17 protein-coding genes, 3 tRNA genes and 1 pseudogene are annotated in these 21,796 nt (G+C 64.6%); 13 read left to right on the forward strand and 8 right to left on the reverse strand.

From position 1 onward, the window contains the following. Positions 1-36: 36 nt before the first annotated feature. Positions 37-762, reverse strand: coding sequence for a two-component system response regulator OmpR (ompR, locus tag AB3X99_RS04850; protein WP_035514479.1), 726 nt, complete (start codon positions 760-762; stop codon positions 37-39). A gap of 260 nt (positions 763-1,022) precedes the next feature. Here ompR and AB3X99_RS04855 point away from each other — a divergent pair, with 260 nt between their 5' ends. From AB3X99_RS04855 to AB3X99_RS04865, 3 genes are all read left to right on the forward strand, one after another. Then, positions 1,023-1,337, forward strand: a complete 315-nt coding sequence (locus AB3X99_RS04855) for a hypothetical protein (protein ID WP_069268101.1) — start codon at positions 1,023-1,025, stop codon at positions 1,335-1,337. A 262-nt stretch (positions 1,338-1,599) separates the two neighbouring features. Beyond that, on the forward strand, positions 1,600-3,108 hold the full coding sequence (locus AB3X99_RS04860) for a DUF1800 family protein (RefSeq protein ID WP_368616266.1): 1,509 nt from the start codon (positions 1,600-1,602) through the stop codon (positions 3,106-3,108). A 69-nt stretch (positions 3,109-3,177) separates the two neighbouring features. Then, positions 3,178-4,410, forward strand: coding sequence for a DUF1501 domain-containing protein (locus AB3X99_RS04865; RefSeq protein WP_368616237.1), 1,233 nt, complete (start codon positions 3,178-3,180; stop codon positions 4,408-4,410). Between the two features lie 8 nt (positions 4,411-4,418). Here the strand turns inward: AB3X99_RS04865 and AB3X99_RS04870 are convergent, their stop codons facing one another. After that, positions 4,419-5,261 (reverse strand): squalene/phytoene synthase family protein, encoded by an 843-nt coding sequence (locus tag AB3X99_RS04870; RefSeq protein ID WP_069268130.1) that lies wholly within the window; start codon positions 5,259-5,261, stop codon positions 4,419-4,421. Between the two features lie 422 nt (positions 5,262-5,683). Here AB3X99_RS04870 and AB3X99_RS04875 point away from each other — a divergent pair. Further along, a tRNA-Leu gene (locus AB3X99_RS04875) sits at positions 5,684-5,770 on the forward strand. 143 nt (positions 5,771-5,913) lie between these two features. Here the strand turns inward: AB3X99_RS04875 and AB3X99_RS04880 are convergent. Together AB3X99_RS04880 and AB3X99_RS04885 are read right to left on the reverse strand one after the other, a co-directional pair. Next, the gene (locus AB3X99_RS04880) at positions 5,914-6,360 is read right to left on the reverse strand and encodes a MarR family winged helix-turn-helix transcriptional regulator (protein WP_069268099.1); all 447 of its coding nucleotides are present in this window, start codon (positions 6,358-6,360) and stop codon (positions 5,914-5,916) included. A 248-nt stretch (positions 6,361-6,608) separates the two neighbouring features. Beyond that, positions 6,609-7,766 (reverse strand): glycerate kinase, encoded by a 1,158-nt coding sequence (locus AB3X99_RS04885; protein ID WP_368616238.1) that lies wholly within the window; start codon positions 7,764-7,766, stop codon positions 6,609-6,611. A gap of 417 nt (positions 7,767-8,183) precedes the next feature. Here AB3X99_RS04885 and tig point away from each other — a divergent pair, with 417 nt between their 5' ends. The 8 genes and pseudogenes from tig (at position 8,184) to AB3X99_RS04925 (ending at position 17,400) form a co-directional block, all read left to right on the forward strand. Beyond that, positions 8,184-9,530, forward strand: a complete 1,347-nt coding sequence (tig, locus tag AB3X99_RS04890; RefSeq protein ID WP_069268097.1) for a trigger factor — start codon at positions 8,184-8,186, stop codon at positions 9,528-9,530. A gap of 159 nt (positions 9,531-9,689) precedes the next feature. Beyond that, entirely contained in the window at positions 9,690-10,343 is a 654-nt protein-coding gene (clpP, locus tag AB3X99_RS04895) for an ATP-dependent Clp endopeptidase proteolytic subunit ClpP (RefSeq protein WP_069268096.1), read from the forward strand. A 252-nt stretch (positions 10,344-10,595) separates the two neighbouring features. Further along, positions 10,596-11,867: an ATP-dependent Clp protease ATP-binding subunit ClpX gene (gene clpX, locus AB3X99_RS04900; protein ID WP_028216418.1), complete on the forward strand. Its 1,272-nt coding sequence runs from the start codon at positions 10,596-10,598 to the stop codon at positions 11,865-11,867. Positions 11,868-12,058: 191 nt separating this feature from the next. Beyond that, positions 12,059-14,485: an endopeptidase La gene (gene lon, locus AB3X99_RS04905; protein WP_069268095.1), complete on the forward strand. Its 2,427-nt coding sequence runs from the start codon at positions 12,059-12,061 to the stop codon at positions 14,483-14,485. 317 nt (positions 14,486-14,802) lie between these two features. After that, a pseudogene (locus AB3X99_RS04910) lies at positions 14,803-15,093 on the forward strand (HU family DNA-binding protein); the annotation flags it as partial. A gap of 71 nt (positions 15,094-15,164) precedes the next feature. After that, positions 15,165-15,240: transfer RNA gene (locus AB3X99_RS04915), tRNA-Val, on the forward strand. A gap of 33 nt (positions 15,241-15,273) precedes the next feature. Further along, a tRNA-Asp gene (locus tag AB3X99_RS04920) sits at positions 15,274-15,350 on the forward strand. Between the two features lie 103 nt (positions 15,351-15,453). Next, positions 15,454-17,400: a SurA N-terminal domain-containing protein gene (locus AB3X99_RS04925; RefSeq protein ID WP_368616239.1), complete on the forward strand. Its 1,947-nt coding sequence runs from the start codon at positions 15,454-15,456 to the stop codon at positions 17,398-17,400. Between the two features lie 96 nt (positions 17,401-17,496). Here the strand turns inward: AB3X99_RS04925 and AB3X99_RS04930 are convergent, their stop codons facing one another. Both AB3X99_RS04930 and AB3X99_RS04935 read right to left on the reverse strand, forming a co-directional pair. After that, positions 17,497-17,844 (reverse strand): hypothetical protein, encoded by a 348-nt coding sequence (locus AB3X99_RS04930; protein WP_028206982.1) that lies wholly within the window; start codon positions 17,842-17,844, stop codon positions 17,497-17,499. A 206-nt stretch (positions 17,845-18,050) separates the two neighbouring features. Then, positions 18,051-18,707, reverse strand: a complete 657-nt coding sequence (locus AB3X99_RS04935; protein ID WP_368616267.1) for an arylesterase — start codon at positions 18,705-18,707, stop codon at positions 18,051-18,053. A gap of 123 nt (positions 18,708-18,830) precedes the next feature. Here AB3X99_RS04935 and AB3X99_RS04940 point away from each other — a divergent pair, with 123 nt between their 5' ends. Continuing rightward, positions 18,831-19,571, forward strand: a complete 741-nt coding sequence (locus AB3X99_RS04940) for an ABC transporter ATP-binding protein (protein ID WP_368616240.1) — start codon at positions 18,831-18,833, stop codon at positions 19,569-19,571. Between the two features lie 54 nt (positions 19,572-19,625). On the opposite strand, the gene pgi is transcribed toward AB3X99_RS04940, so the two are convergent. Together pgi and AB3X99_RS04950 are read right to left on the reverse strand one after the other, a co-directional pair. Beyond that, entirely contained in the window at positions 19,626-21,245 is a 1,620-nt protein-coding gene (pgi, locus tag AB3X99_RS04945) for a glucose-6-phosphate isomerase (protein WP_368616241.1), read from the reverse strand. Between the two features lie 254 nt (positions 21,246-21,499). Continuing rightward, positions 21,500-21,796, reverse strand: a 297-nt coding sequence (locus AB3X99_RS04950; RefSeq protein WP_368616242.1) for an NAD(P)H-hydrate dehydratase, incomplete at its 5' end; no start/stop codon positions are given.

Genomic DNA, 21,796 nt, shown 5'->3' on the forward strand with positions numbered 1-21,796 from the left:
ACAGAGGCAGTGCAGACAACGAGACACCATTCAGGATCACGCGGCGCCGTCGGGAATGAACACATACCCGAGGCCCCAGACCGTTTGAATGAAACGCGGGCTGCCCGGATCGGGTTCGATGAGCTTGCGCAGGCGCGAGATCTGCACGTCGAGGCTGCGGTCGAACACTTCGTATTCACGGCCGCGCGCCAGTTCCATGAGCTTTTCGCGCGAGAGCGGCTGGCGCGGATGACGCGCGAACACCTTGAGCACCGAGAATTCGCCCGTGGTGAGCGGAATTTCCTGGCCGGCCTTGGTGAGCGTGCGCGTGGCGAGGTTCAACGCGAATTCACCGAACTCGAACACTTCGGTGGTTTCCGAGGGCGCGCCCGGCAGTTCGGACGGCGCCTGACGGCGCAGCACCGCGTGAATGCGGGCGACAAGTTCGCGCGGGTTGAAAGGCTTGGGCAGATAGTCGTCGGCACCCATTTCGAGGCCGACGATGCGATCCACGTCCTCGCCCTTGGCGGTGAGCATGATGATGGGCGTGCGGTCGTTGCTACCGCGCAGGCGGCGGCAGATCGACAGGCCGTCTTCGCCTGGCAGCATGAGGTCGAGCACCAGCAGGTCGAAACGCTCGCGCACCCACAGCTTGTTCATGGCGGGGGCGTTTTCGGCCACATAGACGTTGAAGCCTTGCTCGCCGAGGTAGCGGCGCAGCAGGTCCCGCAGTCGGGGATCGTCATCGACAACGAGAATTTTGGACGGGTTTTTGGTTTCCATGCCTGGCATCTTAGCGCGATTGGATAGTGGTGCGAGTTTGCACCAATTATCAGGTTACAGTCGGTTACAAAATTTACCCGTGCTGTGCCACGACCGCAAGCACCGACAGATAGACTTCTTTACGGAAAGCGGCAGTTCGGTAGATACTTCATTCGACTTTAAAATTCATGCCCGCGCCGAGCCGGGTTCGCACATGTATTCGAGGTAGCCGTTTGCCGCGTCAAGAAGGGAACAAAACGATGGGAGGGGTCAGGCCGACAATGCGCCACACCATGCTTGCACTGGCGCTAGCCGGTGGCGTGGCGGCTGCACTGGAGTCGGTGCCGGCCCGGGCCCAGCCCTCCGCAGACCGCTACGAGAACTCGCAGTCCTCCGCTCGCTCGCCGTTCGGCAAATCGTCGATGCGGCGCGTACGCAGCGACACGATCCCGCGCCCCGCGTCGGACATCAACCAGCGTCCCGCGGTTCCCCCCGATCTCGATCAGCGTCGCCGCGACGGCCATATGACGCCTGATGAGCGGCGCCTCCTGCGCCAGCACATCGAAGACGCCGTGCGCGAACTGTACAAGCGCTAATGCCGCTGAGGCGGTGTAAATGCCGCTCTGCTGCGAAAGTGCCGCAATAACGTTTACGCGATTTTCTCTTCGCACCTCATGCACGCCTTTCTCACGCCTTTCATGATTTTATCGGCTTCGAAGCGCGCATTCGCGCGCTTGCGCCGCCGAAACGCGCTGAAAAATACCGTAGCAATTGCACTGTCAACATCCGTTTCGTCGCAGCCGTTAAGCCGGTACCTTCAATGATTGCGCCGGCGGATTCGTCGTGCGCCCATTCATCATGAGCGACTCCAGACGGTCGAAGGCAAGCGCGCAGTCCGCCGCCCGCGCAGCGGCGCCCGACGACGGCGCGGATGCACTGCTCGATGCCGATGACGCCCGCCATCTTCTCGTGCGCACGGGCTTCGCGCCGCGCGAGAGCGAAGTCGAGCCTTACGTGGGGTTCTCGCGAGAGCAGGCTGTCGCGCGGCTCGTCGGCAGCGCGCGCCGCGAGGCGCTCACGCCGCTGCCCGCGTGGACCGCCGAAGTCCCGCCGAGTCGGGCGCAGCGCAACGCGTGGACCCCTGAAGAGCGCCAGCAAGCGCAGCGCCAGCGCAGTGCGCGCTATGACGAATTGCGCGCATGGTGGCTGCGCGAGATGCTCGTCACGCCTTCGCCGCTGACCGAGCGCATGACGCTCTTCTGGCACAACCACTTCACCTCGGGTCAGGACAAAGTCGGCGAACCGCAGTTGATGGCCGCGCAAAACGCGCTGTTGCGGCGCGATGCGCTGGGCAGTTTCGCGAGCATGCTGCATGCGGTCGCGAAGGACCCCGCGATGCTGCTTTACCTCGACGGCGCGAGCAATCGCAAGGGCCGGCCCAACGAGAATTTCGCGCGTGAAGTGATGGAGCTGTTCACGCTGGGCGAAGGACAGTACGCGCAGCGCGACGTTGCCGAAGCGGCGCGCGCCTACACGGGTTGGAGTCTCGATCCCGACACCCAGGCGTTCGTCTGGCGCGCCGATTTGCACGACGACGGCGAGAAGACCGTGCTGGGACGCAGCGGGCCGTTCGACGGCGACCAGGTGCTCGACATCCTGCTCATGCAGCCGCAAACTGCCAGGTATGTGTCGGCGAGGCTTTGGCGCGAGTTCATCTCCGCGACGCCCGACGATGCGCAGCTTGCAAGCGTCGCCGATCGTTTTCGCGCAAGCGGTTATGACGTCGGCGCCGCGCTTCGCGCGCTCTTCGTCACTCCCGCGTTCTGGGATGAGCGCAATCGGGGTGTGCTCGTCAGTTCGCCTGTGGAGTTCATCGTCGGCACGCTGCGGCGCTTCGATGTGGCCTATGGCGATACGCTGCCGTTCGCGCGCCGCTCGGCCGCGTTGGGCGAGAACCTGTTCTATCCGCCGAACGTGAAGGGGTGGCCCGGCGGGGCATCGTGGATCAATAGCTCGACGCTGCTCGCGCGCAAGCAGTTCGTCGAGCAGCTGTTTCGTGCGACGGAAGCAGGGCGGCCGCATGCTTCGGCCGCAGCGACCAGGATCGCCGCAAGCCTGCCGCAAAACATGCAGAACGCGCCGAACGCGATGCGGCGTGACGCGCTGCAAGGCGGCATGCGCTTCGATCTGGATGGCTGGCTCTCGCGCTACGGTCTCACCGCCGATGCCACGCCAGGCTTGTCCGCGCAGTTGCAAATGCAGCATGCAGTCCTGCCGCTGGCGCCCGTCGATGCGATTGCAGTTGGCAGCCGTGCGGGTTCGTATCTCCAGGCACTGCTGATGGATCCGGTGTATCAGTTGAAGTGAAGCAATGAATACGAATAGCCGAATCCCTGGCGGCAATGTGCGCCGCCGCACTGACGAGCGAGGCAAGCCATGAAGCGACGCGACTTTCTTGCAGCCGGTGCGACGGCCGCCGCGGTGGCGGGTACTACGCTATGGTTGCCTCGCGCTGCGCGCGCGCAAGGCACGGTGTCCATGCATGCGGGCACGGCGAGCGGCTACGAGAACCTGCTGATTCTCGTCGAGCTCAAGGGCGGCAACGACGGCCTCAACACCGTCGTGCCGTTTGCCGATCCGCTCTACTACAGCTACCGGCAAACGATCGGCGTGCCGCGCGCACAGGCGATTCAACTGGACGAGCGCACGGCGCTGCATCCGGCGCTCGCGCCGCTCATGCCGATGTGGCGCGCGCACGAGCTCGCGATCGTGCAGGGCGTGAGCTACCCGCAGCCCAATCTTTCGCACTTTCGGTCCATCGAGATCTGGGACACGGCTTCGCGCTCCAACGAATATCTGCGCGAGGGCTGGCTTACGCGCGCGTTTGCACGCGAGCCGGTGCCGTCCGGATTCGCCGCCGATGCGCTCGTGCTCGGCAGCGCCGAGATGGGGCCGCTCTCGAACGGCGCGCGCGCCATCGCGCTCGTCAATCCGGCACAGTTCGCACGCGCTTCGCGCCTCGTGACACCGGTCTCGCTCAAGGAACGCAATCCCGCGCTCGCGCATATCCTCGACGTCGAGAACGACATCGTGCATGCCGCCGATGCGCTGCGGCCCCGCCCGGGCAATTACGCGCTGAAGACTGCGTTTCCGCCAGGCGCGTTCGGCACCTCGATCAAAACGGCCATGCAGGCGCTCGCCTCGAGCGACACCCCGCAAGGTACGCCGATGGCGGGGCGCGGTGTCGCGGTGATTCGTCTGACGCTGAACGGCTTCGACACGCATCAGAACCAGCCGCAGCGTCACGCCGACTTGCTGCGCCAGTTCGCGACGGGCATGGCGGCGATGCGCTCGGCGCTCGCAGAACTCGGGCGTTGGGACCGCACGCTCATCGTGACGTATGCGGAATTCGGGCGGCGGGTGCGCGAGAATCAAAGCCGCGGCACCGATCACGGTACGGCTTCGGCGCACTTCGTCGCGGGCGGGCGGGTGGCGGGCGGGCTCTATGGCCAGGCGCCGCAACTCACGCGGCTCGACGGCAACGGCAATCTGCCGGTGGGCGTCGATTTCAGGCAGATCTATGCGACCGTGCTAGGCCCGTGGTGGGGCCTCGACGCGCAGGCCGTGCTGCAGCAGCGCTTCGAGCCGCTGCCCTTGCTGCGCGCGTAGCGCGGGCGTCAACCGCGCCGCGCGGCGCGCCAGGCGATCCAGAGCTTGCGCACTGGCGTGAGCACGATCTGCTGATGCAGCACCTGGTAGCCTTCGCGCTCGACTTCGTCGAGCAACGCGAGTTCGAGCGCAGCGAGCGCACGCAAGGTGCGCTGGTCGCGCCGTGCCGAAGCGGGAATCGCGTCGAGCGCTGCCTGAACCGATTCGCGCGCACGCGAGGTCTCGAACTGCATCAGCTCGGTGAACTCCGCGCTATAGCGCCGGTTGATGAGATCGGCGGCGGTGACGTTGTAGCGCTGCAGTTCGTCGATGGGCACGTAGATGCGGCCATGGCGCGCGTCGTTGCCGATTTCCGGCACGAACTGCGCGAGCATCAGCGCGTTGCCGAGCGGCGCGGCCCAGCGCGCGGCGTTCTCGCGATCCTCGTCGGTGCGCGCGCTCAGTTGCGCGACGAGGGAGGCGAACGTGCCACCCACGCCCTGCATATAGCGGCGCAGGTTCGGCAGATCGAGATAACGCGCCTGCTCGAAGTCCATCTCGAAGCCGGCGAGCAGCGCTTGCAGATCGGGATAGACGGCGCTCGCATCGCCGAGATGCGCGGCGAGCGCCTGGGTGACCGGATGCGCGGGTTTGCCCGCGGCGAGCGCGGCCAGTTCCTTTTGCCACCAGGCGAGCTTCGTGCGGCCGACGGTGGGATCGCTCGTCTCTTTCGCGGTTTCCTCGAGTTCGCGGCGCAGTGCGAAGAGGGCGGTCAGGAGCGGCTGGCGCGCAGCGCGGGCCTGACGCAGCGCATAGTAAGTGCTCGAACCAGGGGGAGCCGCCTTTTGCAGGCAGTAGTCGTCGAAGTTCACGGCGTTCGGAGATGTGGGGCGAAGCGGCTTGCGCGGCGGCCAGCGCGCGCCGCGACGGTAGAGCCGCGATTCTAGCATCGGCGCGGCTTTCGGCCGGCCCTGGAGGGCGCCCCGGCGCGTGGGTCGATGCGCTGTCGTGCCCCGTCGTGCATTGTTTTCGGGATGCAGACAAGCGCCAGTCAATCGGTTAGAATCTCGCGCTTGCGCTTTCTGACGCTTAGCTGGAATCGGCAGCCGGCCCATAATGAAGCATCGCTGCCGGCGGGCGCAGTCAGAAAGCAGGCTGTATTGCGGGCGAGGTGGACAACACCGCGCCCGGCGTCTCACGAGGACTCGATCAGTCGGCATGTCGCACAGGGTTGTATCGCACGCGTTGTTGGCAGCGGTCCTGCCGGGCGCAAGAAGACAAGCGCAAAGAATTCGCGTGAGTGGCGAAATTGGTAGACGCACCAGGTTTAGGTCCTGACGCCCGCAAGGGTGTGCCGGTTCGAGTCCGGCCTCACGCACCAAAGTAAAAAGGCCATGTACCTTCCGGTACATGGCCTTTTTGTTTGTGCGCGGCTTGGGCGCGTTCTACGCGAAGCACTCGCGATGGCGGCTTGACTCTGGCCGCCATCTATTTGACTTATTGCCTCTGCTTGTTCGGACTGCCTTACGGTTCGGTCTGCATGGCTTCGATCACCTTGTCGAGCGCACGTGCGAGTGCGTCGCGTTCCTTGTCGTCGAGGCTCGCGAAGAGGTCGACATTCCACTTGCGCGCGATGGGCATGACCTTGCGATACAGCGCGCGTCCGTCGGTTGTGAGCGAAACGAGCACGAGGCGTCCATCCTCCTCGCTCGTGTCGCGCTGCATGAGGCCGCGGCGCATCAGCGCCTCGGCTGCACGGCTTGCCTGGCTCTTGTCGAGATTTGCGTGACGCGCAAGCTCCATCACGGAAAACGGGCCGAACGCCCCCACAGCTGCAATGAGCCGAGCCTCCGGAAGTGTGATGCCGAGCTTCGCCTGATAGCGTTCGCTCGCGCCACGTTCGGAGAGTTTGTTCAGGACATGCAGCCGATAGGTGAGGAATTGTTCGAGTCCGGCTTTGCTTGCCTTCATGGGAGTCCTGGTCTGGTCGCTTGGGAAGGGCGCGACACGTGTCGCGATTCCATGATTGTTGCCCCATCTTGCGCGCCGGTCAACGCATCCTAACCCTTGTCCAGCGCATCCGGTGCGGTGCACGAATCTATTAATCGCTTACTGTGGAATGCGTGTCGCGCCGAGGGTCAAGAATCTGGCCGCGACCTGGCCACGCGGATGCGGGCGACGAAGCCGGGGCGGCGGGCCCCGGCCGGTCTGCCCGGATCTTAGTTGGATGTACGCGCAGCGTATTTGAGGCGGGCGAGCTGCTCGGCTTCGTTGGCGAGCAGGCGCGCGGCGTCGCGAATCGCGGTTTCGAGCGTGATGGGGCCTGGCGCGGGCGAGAAGCAGCCGCTGAAATGCTCCGCGAGCCGCGGCAGGGCGGCTGCGTCCACGGCGCCCGAGAGCAGCGTGGCCGGCACGCCCACGGCCGCGGCGCGGCGGCAGGCGATGAACGGCGCCTTGCCGTGCAGCGTTTGCACGTCGGAGCGGCCTTCGCCGGTGATGAGCCAGTCCGCGCGGTCGAGTGCTTCGTCCAGACCGATGGTGCGCGCAACGACTTCGGCGCCGGGCTCGAAGCTCGCGCCGAGCATGCGCAGCGCGAAACCCAGGCCGCCCGCCGCGCCGGAACCGGCTTCGTCGCGCACGCGACGGCCCAGCGCCGCTTCGAGCAGATCGGCGAAACGGCCGAGCGCCGCGTCGATCGGTGCGACCTGCTCGGGCGTGACGCCTTTTTGCGGGCCGAACACGGCGGTTGCGCCATGCTCGCCCGTAAGGGGATTGTCCACGTCCGACATACCGACGAACGATGCCTCGCGAAGCCGCGCGTCGAGCCCGGAAACGTCCACGCGCACTACGTGCACAAGCGCTTGCGGCGTGGGTTCGAGGGGCTTGCCGACGGCATCGAAGAGTTGCAGGCCGAGGCCCGCGAGCAGGCCCGCGCCGGCGTCGTTGGTGCTGCTGCCGCCGAGCGCCACGTAAAAGCGCCGCACGCCTTCGTCGAGCAGTGCGCGGATCGCCTCGCCCATGCCGCGCGTGCTGCGCGCGTCGACCGGCACGCCCATGCCCACGGGGTCCGTGATGCCGACGATCTCGGCCGTTTCGACGATCGCGCTGCCGTCGTGCAGCAGGCCCACCGCGGCGTCGCGCTTCGGCCCCGCGGCGCCTTCCACGGTGAGCACGCGGCGCTCGCCGCCCATCGACAGCATCGCGTCGAGCGTGCCTTCGCCGCCGTCGGCCATCGGGCGGATGCGGATGTCGGCGTCGGCGCGCACGCGGCGGATGCCCTCGGCGATCGCGGCGGCGACCCCGTCCGCGCTGAGCGAGCCTTTGAAAGAATCAGGAGCAATGACGATAACGGGAGCGTCAGGCGACGAATTCGGCATGGTGTCTCTGCTGGAAGAATTGTGTTGGGAGCGGCTGCGGCCGGTGGGGCGTCCGGCGCGAGCGTAAGCTTAACAGCCTCGCCGGGTGGGCTGGATAGCGGCGTTGCGATAGCGCGCATCGGAGTGCATTTGAGGCTCGCAGCGGCTCAAAAGCAGGTCGAAACCGGGTCAAAAACAGCCACATAGCACACTCAAACGGCAATTCCAGTGGGACCGGGAAATAGTTTGCTAAAATACTTGGCTCTTTTGACGCAACCGCACCGCAAGCCGCCCGTTTCGGCGCTGTTGAGCGGCGCACGAGGCGCCTGCGTTCAGCTCCAAAGCGGGTTGCTGGACCACATCGGATCCAGGCGGACCGCGGCTCGCAAAGACCACAGATTACTGATTCGCTCGAACAATTTTAGGACGATTGAAGCCATGGCTAACGTTGTTGAAAACCTCGGCAAGCTGGAACGCCGCGTGACGATTTCCCTGCCGAAGGACGCCGTGCAGAAAGAAATCGATTCGCGCATCCGTAAACTCGCGAAAAACGTGCGCATGCCGGGTTTCCGCCCGGGCAAGGTGCCGCTCAAGATGGTCACGCAGCAGTATTCGGGCCAGGTCGAAGCCGAAGTCCTCAGCGACAAGGTCGGCAAGGAATTCTTCGACATCAGCCGCGCCGAGAACCTGCGCGTCGCCGGCCAGCCGAGCTTCGCACCGAAGTCGGAAGCCGCTGAAGGCGACTACGCGTTCGACGCGACCTTCGAGGTCTACCCGGAAGTGAAGCTCGGCGACGTCGCGACGGCCGAAATCGAGCGCACGACCACGACCATCACCGAAGCGGAAATCGACCGCACGCTCGACATCCTGCGCAAGCAGCGCGTGCACTTCCACGCTCGCGGCGAAGCTGGCGAGCACGGTGACGGCGGCGCCGACACCGCAGCGAAGGAAGGCGACCGCGTGACGGTCGACTTCGTCGGCAAGATCGACGACGTCGCGTTCCAGGGCGGTACCGCGGAAGGCTTCGCGTTCGTGCTGGGCGAAGGCCGCATGCTGCCGGAATTCGAAAAGGCGGCAATCGGCCTGAAGAAGGGCGAGTCGCGCGAATTCGACCTCGCGTTCCCCGAGGACTATCACGGTAAGGACGTCGCCGGCAAGACGGCGAAGTTCACGATCACGATGCAGCAGATCGAGTGGCCGCACCTGCCGGAAATCGACGCTGAATTCGCCAGGTCGCTCGGCATCGCCGACGGCGACCTCGTGAAGATGCGCGCCGAAATCAAGGACAACCTCGAACGCGAAGCGAAGCGCCGCACCCAGTCGATCGTCAAGAACCAGGTGATGGACGCGCTCCTGAAGATCGCCGAACTCGACGTGCCGAACGCACTCGTCGAGCAGGATCAGGAACGCCTCGTCGAAATGGCGCGCGCCGACCTCGCGCAGCGTGGCGTGCCCAACGCCAAGGACGCACCGATCCCGGCCGAAATGTTCAAGGAACAAGCCGAGCGCCGCGTGAAGCTCGGCCTCGTGCTCGCCGAACTCGTGAAGGCCAACGGCCTCGAGGCGAAGCCGGAGCAGATCCGTGCTGAAGTCGACGAATTCGCGAAAAGCTATGAGGACCCGAAGGAGGTCGTGCGCTGGTATTATTCCAACCAGCAGCGTCTGGCCGAAATGGAAGCCTATGTCGTCGAATCGAACGTCGTCGACTTCGTGCTCGGCAAGGCCAAGGTGACGGACAAGCAAGTTAGCTTCGAAGAACTGGCAAGCGCGACGGCGCAGGCTTAAATCTGCCCGCTACGGCGTGCCGGCTGTCGGAGCGACCGACGGCCAGCACGCCGTTTTTGCATCCGCAGGTTTTAGCCATGCTGTCCGTGTGGTTGATTTAGCCGGGGTCCGTCGCCATACGGGTATATAGAAGAACTTTTCCAGACAAGGATGCATCGCATGACCATTCGCGCTCAATCGCTGGATACGTTGACCTCCCACTCGTCGCGGGACTTCGACCCGCAGGCGCTCGGCCTCGTGCCGATCGTCGTCGAAACGAGCGGCCGCGGCGAACGTTCCTACGACATCTACTCGCGCCTGCTCAAGGAGCGCGTGGTGTTCATGGTCGGCGAAGTGAACGACCAGACGGCCAACCTCGTGGTCGCCCAGCTGCTGTTCCTGGAAAGCGAAAATCCGGACAAGGACATCAGCCTGTACATCAACAGCCCGGGCGGCTCGGTGTCGGCCGGCATGGCGATCTACGACACGATGCAGTTCGTCAAGCCGGACGTTTCGACCCTTTGCATGGGCCTCGCGGCCAGCATGGGCGCGTTCCTGCTGGCGTCGGGCGCCAAGGGCAAGCGTTTCGCGCTGCCGAACTCGCGCGTGATGATTCACCAGCCGCTCGGCGGCGCGCGCGGCCAGGCTTCGGACATCGAAATCCAGGCTCGCGAAATCCTGTACCTGAAGGAGCGCCTGAACCAGTTGCTCGCGCACCATACCGGTCAGCCGGTCGAGCGCATTGCGCGCGACACGGATCGCGACAACTTCATGTCGGGTGACGACGCCCAGGCCTACGGTCTCGTCGATCAGGTCCTGCACAAGCGTCCTTGATCTGCGCGAGCGGTTTTGCGCGTCCGACCCTGCGAAGGGCGCGCAAGCCGTGACAACGGCACGTAAAGGAACAGCTCGGCCCCCGTACAAAAGGGGATAGCCGACGCCGCGCAGACCTTGTGAAATAATCGGCAAACGCGCTTCGCGGCCTGCGGCCCCCAACGCCGTCACAGCAAGCGGTTCACGCACCCTCCGGCCTCGCCGGGGGAAACGGCGTATCATGTAACAGAGTGTCCGGAGGCTCATTTATCCATGGCGGACAAGAAAGGTTCTAACAGCGAGAAGCTGTTGTATTGCTCGTTCTGCGGCAAGAGCCAGCATGAGGTGAAAAAGCTCATCGCTGGTCCGTCGGTATTCATCTGCGATGAATGCATCGACTTGTGCAACGAGATCATTCGCGACGAAGCCGCCGGTGCCGGCGTCGACGCGGCGCTGTCGCGCTCGGACCTGCCGAGCCCGCAGGAGATCCGCGACATCCTCGACCAGTACGTGATCGGGCAGGAGCGCGCGAAGAAGATTCTCGCAGTGGCGGTGTACAACCACTACAAGCGTCTGAAGCATCTCGACAAGAAGGACGACGTTGAACTCTCCAAGAGCAACATCCTGCTGATCGGGCCGACGGGTTCTGGCAAGACGCTGCTCGCGCAGACGCTCGCGCGCCTTCTGAACGTCCCGTTCGTGATCGCCGACGCCACCACGCTGACCGAAGCCGGTTATGTGGGCGAAGACGTCGAGAACATCATTCAGAAGCTGCTGCAGAACTGCAATTACGAGGTCGACAAGGCCCAGCGCGGCATCGTCTATATCGACGAAATCGACAAGATCAGCCGCAAGTCGGACAACCCGTCGATCACGCGCGACGTGTCCGGCGAGGGCGTGCAGCAGGCGCTGCTCAAACTCGTCGAGGGCACGATGGCTTCGGTGCCGCCGCAGGGCGGCCGCAAGCATCCGAACCAGGATTTCATCCAGGTCGACACGACCAATATCCTGTTCATTTGCGGCGGCGCGTTCGACGGTCTGGAAAAGGTCATCACCGACCGTACGGAAAAGACCGGCATTGGCTTCGGCGCGAGCGTGAAGAGCAAGCAGGAGCGCGACACAGGCGAAGTGCTGCGCGAAACGGAACCGGAAGACCTGATCAAGTTCGGCCTGATTCCCGAACTGATCGGCCGTCTGCCCGTGGTCGCCACGCTCGGCAAGCTCGACGAAGCTGCGCTCATGAAGATTCTGGTCGAGCCGAAGAATGCGCTCGTCAAGCAGTATCACAAGCTCTTCAACATGGAGCGCGTGGAGCTGGAAATTCGCCCGGCTGCGCTGCAGGCCGTCGCCCGCAAGGCGATCCGCCGCAAGACGGGGGCTCGTGGCCTGCGCTCGATCCTGGAACAGGCATTGCTCGACGTGATGTACGAGCTGCCGGCCATGAAGGGCGTGAGCAAGGTCATCATCGACGACAACGTGATCGACGGCGACGGCAAACCGCTGCTGATCTACGAAGACGCTCCGAAGGTTGCAGGGTCGAACTGATGGTGGTGATCGGCTAAAGAGTTCCGGAAAAGGGCCGTTCATACAATGGGATGAACGGCTTTTTCGTTTAATCTTGTGGTCGATGGCGCACTATTTTGGAGTCACTGAACTTTTCCCACACGCGCGAGGCTTGCAATCGGTATCTCAGGCCTCAATTACCGAACAATTGATTCCACTCATGGGGAAATGAAATGTCAGGAACCCAACTCCTCCCGCCGGAACGCACCACGCTCCCGCTGCTGCCGCTGCGAGACGTCGTCGTCTTCCCGCATATGGTGATTCCCCTTTTCGTGGGCCGACCGAAATCGATCAAGGCCCTCGAAGCGGCTATGGAAGGCGGCAAGCACATCATGCTCGTCGCGCAGAAGACCGCCGCGAAGGATGAGCCGACCGAAAAAGACATGTATGAAGTAGGGTGTGTCGCCAACATCCTGCAAATGCTCAAGCTGCCCGACGGCACCGTGAAGGTGCTCGTGGAAGGCCTGCAGCGCGCGAAGACGCTTTCCATCGAAGAGCAGGAAACGCAGTTCTCGTGCGAAGTGATGCCGCTCGAACCGGACCACGCCGACAGCGCAGAAACCGAAGCGCTGCGCCGCGCGATCGTCTCGCAGTTCGACCAGTACGTGAAGCTCAACAAGAAGATCCCGCCGGAGATCCTGACGTCGCTGTCGGGCATCGACGAGGCCGGTCGTCTTGCTGACACCATCGCCGCGCATTTGCCGCTCAAGCTCGACCAGAAGCAGCACATCCTCGAGATGTTCCCGGTCGTGGAGCGTCTGGAACACCTGCTCGCGCAACTCGAAGCCGAAATCGACATTCTCCAGGTGGAGAAGCGCATTCGCGGCCGCGTGAAGCGCCAGATGGAAAAGAGCCAGCGCGAGTACTACCTGAACGAGCAGGTCAAGGCCATCCAGAAGGAACTGGGCGAAGGCGAAGAGGGTGCGGATCTCGAAGAACTCGAGAAGCGCATCACGGCTGCGCGCATGCCCAAGGAAGCCAAGAAGAAGGCCGACGCCGAGCTCAAGAAGCTCAAGCTGATGTCGCCGATGTCGGCGGAAGCGACCGTCGTGCGCAACTACATCGACACGCTGATCGGCCTGCCGTGGCGCAAGAAGAGCAAGGTCAACAACGACCTCTCGAATGCAGAAGCCGTGCTCGACGAAGACCACTTCGGTCTCGAGAAGGTGAAGGAACGCATTCTCGAGTATCTCGCGGTGCAACAGCGCGTGGACAAGGTCAAGGCGCCGATCCTGTGCCTCGTCGGGCCTCCGGGCGTCGGCAAGACCTCGCTCGGGCAGTCGATTGCGCGCGCAACGAACCGCAAGTTCGTGCGCATGGCGCTGGGCGGCGTGCGTGACGAAGCCGAGATTCGCGGTCACCGTCGTACGTACATCGGTTCGATGCCGGGCAAGATCCTGCAGAGCCTGACCAAGGTCGGCGTGCGCAATCCGCTCTTCCTGCTCGACGAAGTCGACAAGATGGGCATGGATTTCCGCGGCGATCCGTCGTCGGCGTTGCTTGAAGTGCTCGATCCGGAACAGAACCACACGTTCGCCGATCACTACATCGAAGTCGATTTCGACCTCTCCGATGTGATGTTCGTCGCCACGTCGAACTCGCTGAACATCCCGCCGCCGCTGCTCGACCGGATGGAAGTCATCCGTCTGTCCGGTTACACGGAAGACGAGAAGGTCAGCATCGCCCAGCGTTATCTCCTGCCGAAGCAGAAGAAGAACAACGGGCTGAAGCCGGGCGAGATCGAGGTGACCGAAGGCGCGATCCGCGACATCATTCGCTACTACACGCGTGAAGCGGGTGTGCGTTCGCTCGAGCGCGAAGTGTCGAAGATCTGCCGCAAGGTCGTGAAGATGCTGCTGCTGAAGAAGGCCGACAAGGCCGTCACGGTGGACAGCGCCAATCTCGACACCTTCCTCGGCGTGCGCAAGTACGACTTCGGTCTGGCCGCGAAGGAAAACCAGATCGGTCAGGTCACGGGTCTTGCGTGGACGGAAGTCGGCGGCGATCTCCTGACGATCGAAGCGGCGGTCATGCCCGGCAAGGGCAACGTGATCCGCACGGGTTCGCTCGGCGACGTCATGAAGGAATCGGTCGAAGCGGCACGCTCGGTGGTGCGTTCGCGTTCGCGTCGTCTCGGTATCAAGGACGAAGCGTTCGAGAAGCAGGACATCCACATCCACGTGCCGGAAGGCGCGACGCCGAAGGACGGTCCGTCCGCAGGCGGTGCGATGACGACGGCGCTCGTGTCGGTGCTCACGGGCATTCCGGTGCGTGCCGACGTGGCGATGACGGGCGAAATCACGCTGCGCGGCGAAGTGCTGCCGATCGGCGGGCTGAAGGAGAAGCTGCTCGCGGCGCATCGCGGCGGCATCAAGCTCGTGCTGATCCCGGAAGAGAACGTCAAGGATCTCACCGAGATTCCGGACAACGTGAAGAACTCGATCGAAATCGTGCCGGTCCGCTGGATCGACAAGGTGCTCGAACTCGCGCTCGAACGCGTGCCGCAGCCGCTGCCGGAAGAAGAAGTGAAGGCCGAGGACGCCAAAGCGCCCGTGGCCGAATCGAAGGACGCCGGCGCGACGGAAGTCGTCAAGCACTAAGCTTTCGGTACACCTTCAGTACGCCTTCGACAAGCCGCGCTCCTGCGCGGCGCGTTGGACCCCAAAAAAGCCCGCGGCATGGTCCGCGGGCTTTTTGCTTGCGTCGCGATTCTTGACGTTGTGATGACAACCAGCGCTTTTTTCGGCCTTTTCCCACTTGTTCGAAGACTCCCTCGAAAAATCCCTCGAATCCCGCGCCAAATCGGGCTCAACCCCGCTTGACACGGCATTTGCGGCCCCGTTAAATGAGCGGGCCCCGCGCTATGCCGGGGACGTCTATCCAATAAGTTGACCTTCTTTCTTACGTTTACCCAAACACATTCTCGGGGGCTGGAATGAATAAAACGGAACTGATTGACCATATCGCGCAACAAGCCGACATTTCGAAGGCGGCTGCGGGACGCGCACTCGACGCCGTGATCGGCGGCGTCAAAGGCACGCTCAAGAAGGGCGGCTCGGTCACGCTCGTCGGCTTCGGCACGTTCGCCGTCGGCAAGCGTACGGCGCGCACGGGCCGCAATCCGCGGACTGGCGACGCGATCAAGATCAAGGCGGCGAAGGTGCCCAAATTTAGGCCTGGCAAAGCGCTGAAGGATGCGCTAAACTAGCGGGCTCGCTACCTGATGGGTAGCGCAGCAGAAGTCGCACTACAGGAAGCAGCGCAGGAAAGCATGAAGCTGGGTGCTTAGCTCAGTTGGTAGAGCGGCGCCCTTACAAGGCGTAGGTCGGGAGTTCGAGCCTCTCAGCACCCACCACAGCTTCAGTTCCGGTACGTAGCGCACCCGCACGGAGCGGTAGTTCAGTTGGTTAGAATACCGGCCTGTCACGCCGGGGGTCGCGGGTTCGAGTCCCGTCCGCTCCGCCAAGGATATCTCGACAAGAAGGCGAACTCCGGTTCGCCTTTTTTGTTGGCCGCTGTTGTAATATCGGGCGTTCCGTTTTTTGGCGCCCTCAACGTCTGGTCACGCATGCTCGACTTTTTCCGCAATCACAAACGCCTGATGATGTTCATGCTGCTCCTGGTCGTCCTGCCAGGGCTGGGCTTCGTCGGTATTCAAGGTTTCCGCGGCTTCTTCGATGAAAGCGCGAACGTCGCGAGCGTCAACGGGCACAAGATCACGCGTGTCGAATACGACAACGCCGCGCGCCAGCAGCTCGACCAGGCCCGCCAGGTCCTTGGCGCGCAATTCGATGCGAGCATGTTCGACACGCCCCAGCACCGCAAGGACATCCTCGACGGTCTGATCCAGCAGCGCGTGCTCGTGGACGAAACGCAGCGCCTGCACCTGACCGCCTCGGACGACGCCGTGCGCCGCGCGCTGCTCTCCGACCCGGTGATCTCGTCGCTCAAGAATCCTGACGGTTCGATCAACCTCGACCAGTACAAGCAGCTGCTCGCCATGCAGGGTATGACGCCGGAGCAGTACGACGAGCGCGTGCGCTATAGCCTCGCCATGCAGCAACTGCCGGCGTCGATCATCAGCAGCGCGTTCACGCCGAAGGCGCTCGCGCAGCAGCTCACGGGCCTCTCGGAGCAGCAGCGCGAAGTGCAGGGCCTCGCGTTCCACACGAGCGACTATGCGCCCAAGGTCCAGCCGACCGACGCGCAATTGCAGGCGTACTACGACGCGAACAAGAACGCGTTCGCCACGCCGGCGACGGCGCAGATCCAGTATCTCGTGCTCTCGGCGGCGACGGTTGCCGCCGGCGTGCAGCCGAGCGACGCCGATCTCAAGAAGTACTACGACGACAACATCGCGCACTACCGCACGCAGGAAGAAGTGCGCGCGAGCCACATCCTGATTACGGTGCCGAAGGACGCCAGCGCCGACGGGCGCAACGCCGCGAAGCAGAAGGCCGAATCGATCCTCGCCGAAGTGAAGGCGCATCCGGACCAGTTCGCGCAGATCGCGCAGAAGGAATCGCAGGACCCCGGTTCGGCCTCGAAGGGCGGCGACCTCGGCTACTTCGGCCCCGGCATGATCGCGGGCGGCCAGGCGTTCGACGCCGCGGTCTTCAAGCTCAAGAAGGACGAGATCAGCGACGTGATCCAGTCGGACTTCGGCTATCACATCGTCAAGGTCACGGACCTGAAGCCGGCGGTCACGAAGCCGTTCGACGACGTGAAGGCGCAGATCATGAACGACGTGAAGACGCAGCAAGCCGCGAAGCTGCTCGCCGACGCGAGCGATGGCTTTACGTCGGTGGTCTACGAGCAGGCCAAGAGCCTGCAGCCGGCCGCGGACAAGTACAAGCTGACGATCCAGACGGCGACGGTCACGCCGAAGCCGAATGCAGCGCTGCCGCCGGACAGCCCGCTGAACAACCAGAAGTTCCTCGACGCGGTATTCGCGAGCGACTCGGTGAACCAGCACAACAACACCCAGGCGATCGACGTCGGCAACAACACGCTGATCTCGGCTCACGTGACGAACTACCAGCCGGCCGCCGTGCCCGCGTTCGCCGCGGTCAAGGACGCGGTGCGCCGGAAGGTGGTCGCGCAGCAGGCCGCCGACATCGCGCACAAGGACGGCGAGGCGAAGCTCGCGGAGCTGCAGAAGTCGAAATCCACCGACGGTTTCTCGTCGGCGCTCAAGGTGTCGCGCAACGACGCACAGGGCCTGCCGCCCAGCGCGCTGTCCGCCGTCTTCAAGGCCGATGCGCAGAAGCTGCCCGCTTACGTGGGCGTGGACCTCGGCAACGACGGCTATGCGATCTACCGCGTGAACAGCGTGACCAACGGTGCGGCCGCAGAAGGCCCGCGTCTGGCCGCCGCGCAGCAGCAGCTGGCCCAGGTGGACGGCCAGTCGCAGGTGCAGGCGTACCTCGACGCGCTGCGCGAGCGCGCGAAGGTGAAGCTCTACGGCTCGCTCAGCTCGGCCAGCCAGTCGGGCGACGGCGACAACGCCCAGTAAGCCCGATCCGCGTATCCGCCCGCCGGCGTCGAGAGCCGGCACAAAAAAAGCCCCGCGAGACATCGCGGGGCTTTTTGCGTTCTGGCGAGCGCGAAATCAGAGGCAGGCGCTGATGTCGCTGGTGGCGTCTCCACCGGCGCCGCCGCCTGAGCGGAAGCCGACCCACGTCTTCGCGCTGGCGCTCCATGCCGGGCGCACCGTTGCGGCTGCGCCGTTAGGCGGCTGCTGGCCAGGGACGTAGACGTCGACAGCCTGGCCGTTGGCGAGCACGGACTGCGAGACGACTTGCTGTTGCGACTTGTCGGCCCATTTTTGCGCGATGCATTGGGCAACCGTCGCAGGCGGTTGCTGGCTCGTGCCGACGGACTGTGCTCCGCTCGGCATTGGCTGATTGGCGCAGGCAGCAAGGGCTGCCGTAACGACAATGAGAGGTAAATATTTCATGCTTCTTCCCTCCAGTCAGGGTCGGTCGGATTCAGACAGCGAAACTTCGCGGGCTCGCGTGTCTGACGCAAACGGTGGCCAATGGCGGGACGCGGTTGCCCGCCGCCACGCTGGCCGAGAGGCTCGAGCGGCTTGAACGCGCCGAGGGCGGGGCCCTGGGAATGGGCGCCCGGTGAGGACGCCCGCGCGTTTGTCCCGCTGCCGCCTCAGCGCCGCACGCCGCTGCCTAGCAGCGGCTTGAGCGTTGGCCACACGTTATCGAGCAGCAAAGGCTGTGCCTGCTGCGTGGGATGGATCTGATCGGCCTGGAAGAGGTCGGGCTTGTCGGCGAGACCGGCGAGCAGAAAGGGCACGAGCGGCACGTTCAGTTCTTTCGCCAGCCGCTCGTAGATGGCGTGGAAGTCACGCGTATAGTCGACCCCGTAGTTGGGCGGCACGTACATGCCGATGAGCACGGGTTTCGCACCGCCCTTGCGGATCTGCGCGACGGTGGCGCGCAGATTGCTCTCGGTCGTCGTGAGCGGTACGCCGCGCAGTGCGTCGTTTGCGCCGAGTTCGACGATCACGATTGCGGGCTTGATGCGCTGCATGACGAGCGGCAGGCGCGTGAGTCCCCCGCTGGTCGTGTCCCCGCTGATGCTCGCATTCGCAACGTTATAATCGATTCGCTCGCTGGCGAGCCGCTGGCGCAGCAGGGCCACCCAGCCCGTATCGCGCGGCAGGCCGTATTCGGCCGAAAGGCTGTCGCCGAGCACGACGATGTTCGGCTTCGCCGTTGCGGCGGGGTTTGTCGCCGCGTTGGCAGTAGAGACGGGCGTGGCAGCGAGCGCGGTGCCGGTCGTGCCGCATAAGGCGCCCAGCAACGCAGCAGCGGTCAAGGTGGCGATAGCGGCAAGCGCGCTGAAGCGGGACCAAGCGCGGGAAAGGGCGGCGCGCCGCGCGGCGCGCTTCTGGTTCACGGCTAACCTGTGCGTCATCATGTGCGAATGAATAGCGATCCAGTCATCGAAGTACGGGGTTTGACCAAGCGGGTCACCGACGCGACCGGCGAACTGACGATCCTCGACGGCATCGACCTCACCATGCAGGCGGGCGGGAGCGTGGCGATCGTCGGCGCTTCCGGGTCCGGCAAGTCGACGCTGCTCGGCCTGCTGGCCGGCCTCGACAGCGCGAGCGCGGGTTCGGTGCGCCTGCTAGGCCATGAGCTTACCGGCATGGCCGAAGATCAGCGCGCGGCGCTGCGCAACGGCTCGGTGGGCTTCGTGTTCCAGTCGTTCCAGCTGATGCCGCATCTCACCGCTCTGGAGAACGTCGCGCTGCCGCTCGAACTGCAGGGCGGCATGTCGACGCGTGACGCGTTCTCCCGCGCGCGCACGCTGCTCGAGCGTGTGGGTCTTGCCGAGCGCACGGGCCACTATCCGAAGCTGCTCTCGGGCGGCGAGCAGCAGCGCGTGGCGCTCGCCCGCGCATTCGTGACGCGCCCCGCGGTGCTGTTCGCCGACGAGCCCACTGGCAGCCTCGACGCCGCCACCGGCCACGCCGTTATCGACCTGATGTTCGAACTCAATCGCTCGAACGGGGCGACGCTCGTGCTCGTCACCCACGACGTCGATCTCGCGCAGCGCTGCGACGCCATCATCACGATCGAAGCGGGCCACCGCGTGCCCAACGCGCCGCATGGCGCGGCATCCTCGCGCAACGCGAGCAATGTCGAAGCCGGGCGTTAACGTCTGTCCGGTGAACGGCGTGCGCAGTGCATGCGCACGCCGCTTCTGCCCGATTTAGCGCTTGAGCGCCGCACGGGCGCGCGCGATCAGCGCGGCCGTGGACGAATCGTGCGGCTTCACATCGGCGCTTGCCGCGTTCAAGTCCGCTTCCACCACCTTGCCGAGGATCTTGCCGAGTTCCACGCCCCACTGGTCGAACGGGTTGATGTCCCACACGGAAGCCTGCACCAGCACCTTGTGCTCATAGAGCGCGATCAGCGCGCCAAGCGAGCGGGCCGTGAGCGCATCGACGAGCAGCGTCGTGGTCGGGCGGTTGCCGGGGAACATGATGTGCGGCACGAGCTCGGGCTTGTCCGGGCCGGCAATCTTCTTCGCTTCTTCCTCGGTGCGGCCAAGCATCATCGCCTCGCTCTGCGCAAAGCAGTTTGCGAGCAGCTTCGGATGATGGTCGGCCAGCGGATGCTCGGGCGTGAGTACGGCGATGAAGTCGATCGGCACGATCGTCGTGCCCTGGTGCAGCATCTGGAAGAACGCGTGCTGGCCGTTCGTGCCGGGCTCGCCCCAGGTGATCGCCGAGGTCGCGTAATCGACGAACTTGCCGTCGAGGCGCGCCGACTTGCCGTTGCTCTCCATTTCGAGCTGCTGGAGATACGAAGGCAGGAAGTGCAGCGCTTCGGAGTAGGGCGCAACGAGATAGCTCTGCGAACCGAAGAAGTTGCGATACCAGATGCCGATCATGCCGAGCAGCACGGGCAGGTTCTTCTCCAGCGGCGCTTCGCGGAAGTGCTTGTCCATGTCGTGCGCGCCGGCGAGCAGTTCGTCGAACTGCTGCGGTCCGATGGCGATCATGATCGAGAGGCCCACGGCCGACCACAACGAATAGCGGCCGCCAACCCAGTCCCACATCTCGAACACGTTTTCTTTGGCGATGCCGAACTTCACGACTTCGGCCGGATTGGCGGAGACGCCCACGAAGTGCTTCGCGAGTTCGCCTTGCGGACAGCCGTGCTTGACGAACCAGTCGCGCATCGACAGCGCGTTGGTCATGGTTTCGAGCGTCGTGAACGTCTTCGAGACGATGATCGCCAGGGTCTCTTCCGGATCGATGTCTTCGATCGTGCGCCACAGGTCCGCGCCGTCGACGTTCGAGACGAAGTGCGAGGTGATCTCGGGCAGCTCGAGATGCTTGAGCGCGTGCACGACCATTTTCGGCCCGAGGTCCGAGCCGCCGATGCCGATATTCACGATATGGCGGATGCGCTTGCCCGTGTAACCGGTCCATGCGCCGCTGCGCACGGCGTCGGCGAACTTCGCCATCTTCGCGCGTTCGGCGGCGATCTGGGCGTGGTACGGGGCGTCGGCTTCGGTGGCGCGCAAGGCGGTATGCAGCGCCGCGCGGCCTTCAGTCGGGTTGACGGCTTCGCCCTTGAACATCGCATCGCGGCGCGCTTCTACGCCGGCCTCGCGAGCGAGCTGCACGAGCAGCTTGAGCGTGGCGTCGGTGATGCGGTTCTTCGAGAAGTCGGCGCCGAGACCGGCGCCTGCGAACGTGAAGCGTTCGGCGCGCGTCGGCGCAGCGTCGTTGGCGGGGGCGAACCAGTCGCGCAGCTTTTCGTCGCGGATCTGTTCGTAATGCGTCTGTAGCGCGGACCAGGCGGGGAGCGGATTCGTCATGTTCGTCTAGCGAGGGATCACGAATGGAGGGCGGCAGGTGCGGTTCGCCGGTCTGGCCGAACGCGCGCTTCGCGCGCCGCGGGCAAGCACGGGCCGCCTCCGGTGGAAGACGGCGTGCGGAGGATCAGTATAGCGGCCTCGCGCGACACTGCGCAGCGTTGTGATGCCTGCGGCTGTGCCGGGAGCGGGAGGTAGGGCCAGCGTCGCCGTGAAGCAAGCCGCGTGCCGTGCGACCGGACGCGCGGCATGCGGCTTCAGGCGGCATAAGACGGCGCGTAAAAGAGCCGGTTCATGAGCTTGCGCACCGCTGGCGCGAGTTCGCCTGCCGTGAGGCCCGCGGGGCCGTCGCCTTGTGCGCACAGCGTATCGGCGGCGAGGCCGTGCAGGTAGACGCCCGCGAGCGCCGCTTCATAGGGCGGCACGCGCTGGGCCAGCAGCGCGCCGATCATGCCGCCGAGCACGTCGCCGGTGCCGCCCGTAGCGAGGCCCGCGTTGCCGGTGGGATTGACGGCGACGCGGCCGTCGGGAGCGGCGACCACGGTGCCGCTGCC

It is taken from the genome of Paraburkholderia sp. BR10882, from assembly GCF_040948855.1.
Classification (GTDB): domain Bacteria; phylum Pseudomonadota; class Gammaproteobacteria; order Burkholderiales; family Burkholderiaceae; genus Paraburkholderia; species Paraburkholderia nodosa_A.

What these genes read in the sequence shown, in the direction of transcription:
- pgi (WP_368616241.1), bottom strand. Translation starts at nt 21,245, where the DNA reads ATGACGAATCCGCTCCCCGCCTGGTCCGCGCTACAGACGCATTACGAA.
- AB3X99_RS04885 (WP_368616238.1), bottom strand. Translation starts at nt 7,766, where the DNA reads ATGCCGAATTCGTCGCCTGACGCTCCCGTTATCGTCATTGCTCCTGAT.
- AB3X99_RS04865 (WP_368616237.1), top strand. Translation starts at nt 3,178, where the DNA reads ATGAAGCGACGCGACTTTCTTGCAGCCGGTGCGACGGCCGCCGCGGTG.
- AB3X99_RS04855 (WP_069268101.1), top strand. Translation starts at nt 1,023, where the DNA reads ATGCGCCACACCATGCTTGCACTGGCGCTAGCCGGTGGCGTGGCGGCT.
- AB3X99_RS04880 (WP_069268099.1), bottom strand. Translation starts at nt 6,360, where the DNA reads ATGAAGGCAAGCAAAGCCGGACTCGAACAATTCCTCACCTATCGGCTG.
- AB3X99_RS04940 (WP_368616240.1), top strand. Translation starts at nt 18,831, where the DNA reads ATGAATAGCGATCCAGTCATCGAAGTACGGGGTTTGACCAAGCGGGTC.
- lon (WP_069268095.1), top strand. Translation starts at nt 12,059, where the DNA reads ATGTCAGGAACCCAACTCCTCCCGCCGGAACGCACCACGCTCCCGCTG.
- AB3X99_RS04925 (WP_368616239.1), top strand. Translation starts at nt 15,454, where the DNA reads ATGCTCGACTTTTTCCGCAATCACAAACGCCTGATGATGTTCATGCTG.
- ompR (WP_035514479.1), bottom strand. Translation starts at nt 762, where the DNA reads ATGGAAACCAAAAACCCGTCCAAAATTCTCGTTGTCGATGACGATCCC.
- AB3X99_RS04860 (WP_368616266.1), top strand. Translation starts at nt 1,600, where the DNA reads ATGAGCGACTCCAGACGGTCGAAGGCAAGCGCGCAGTCCGCCGCCCGC.
- clpP (WP_069268096.1), top strand. Translation starts at nt 9,690, where the DNA reads ATGACCATTCGCGCTCAATCGCTGGATACGTTGACCTCCCACTCGTCG.
- AB3X99_RS04930 (WP_028206982.1), bottom strand. Translation starts at nt 17,844, where the DNA reads ATGAAATATTTACCTCTCATTGTCGTTACGGCAGCCCTTGCTGCCTGC.
- tig (WP_069268097.1), top strand. Translation starts at nt 8,184, where the DNA reads ATGGCTAACGTTGTTGAAAACCTCGGCAAGCTGGAACGCCGCGTGACG.
- clpX (WP_028216418.1), top strand. Translation starts at nt 10,596, where the DNA reads ATGGCGGACAAGAAAGGTTCTAACAGCGAGAAGCTGTTGTATTGCTCG.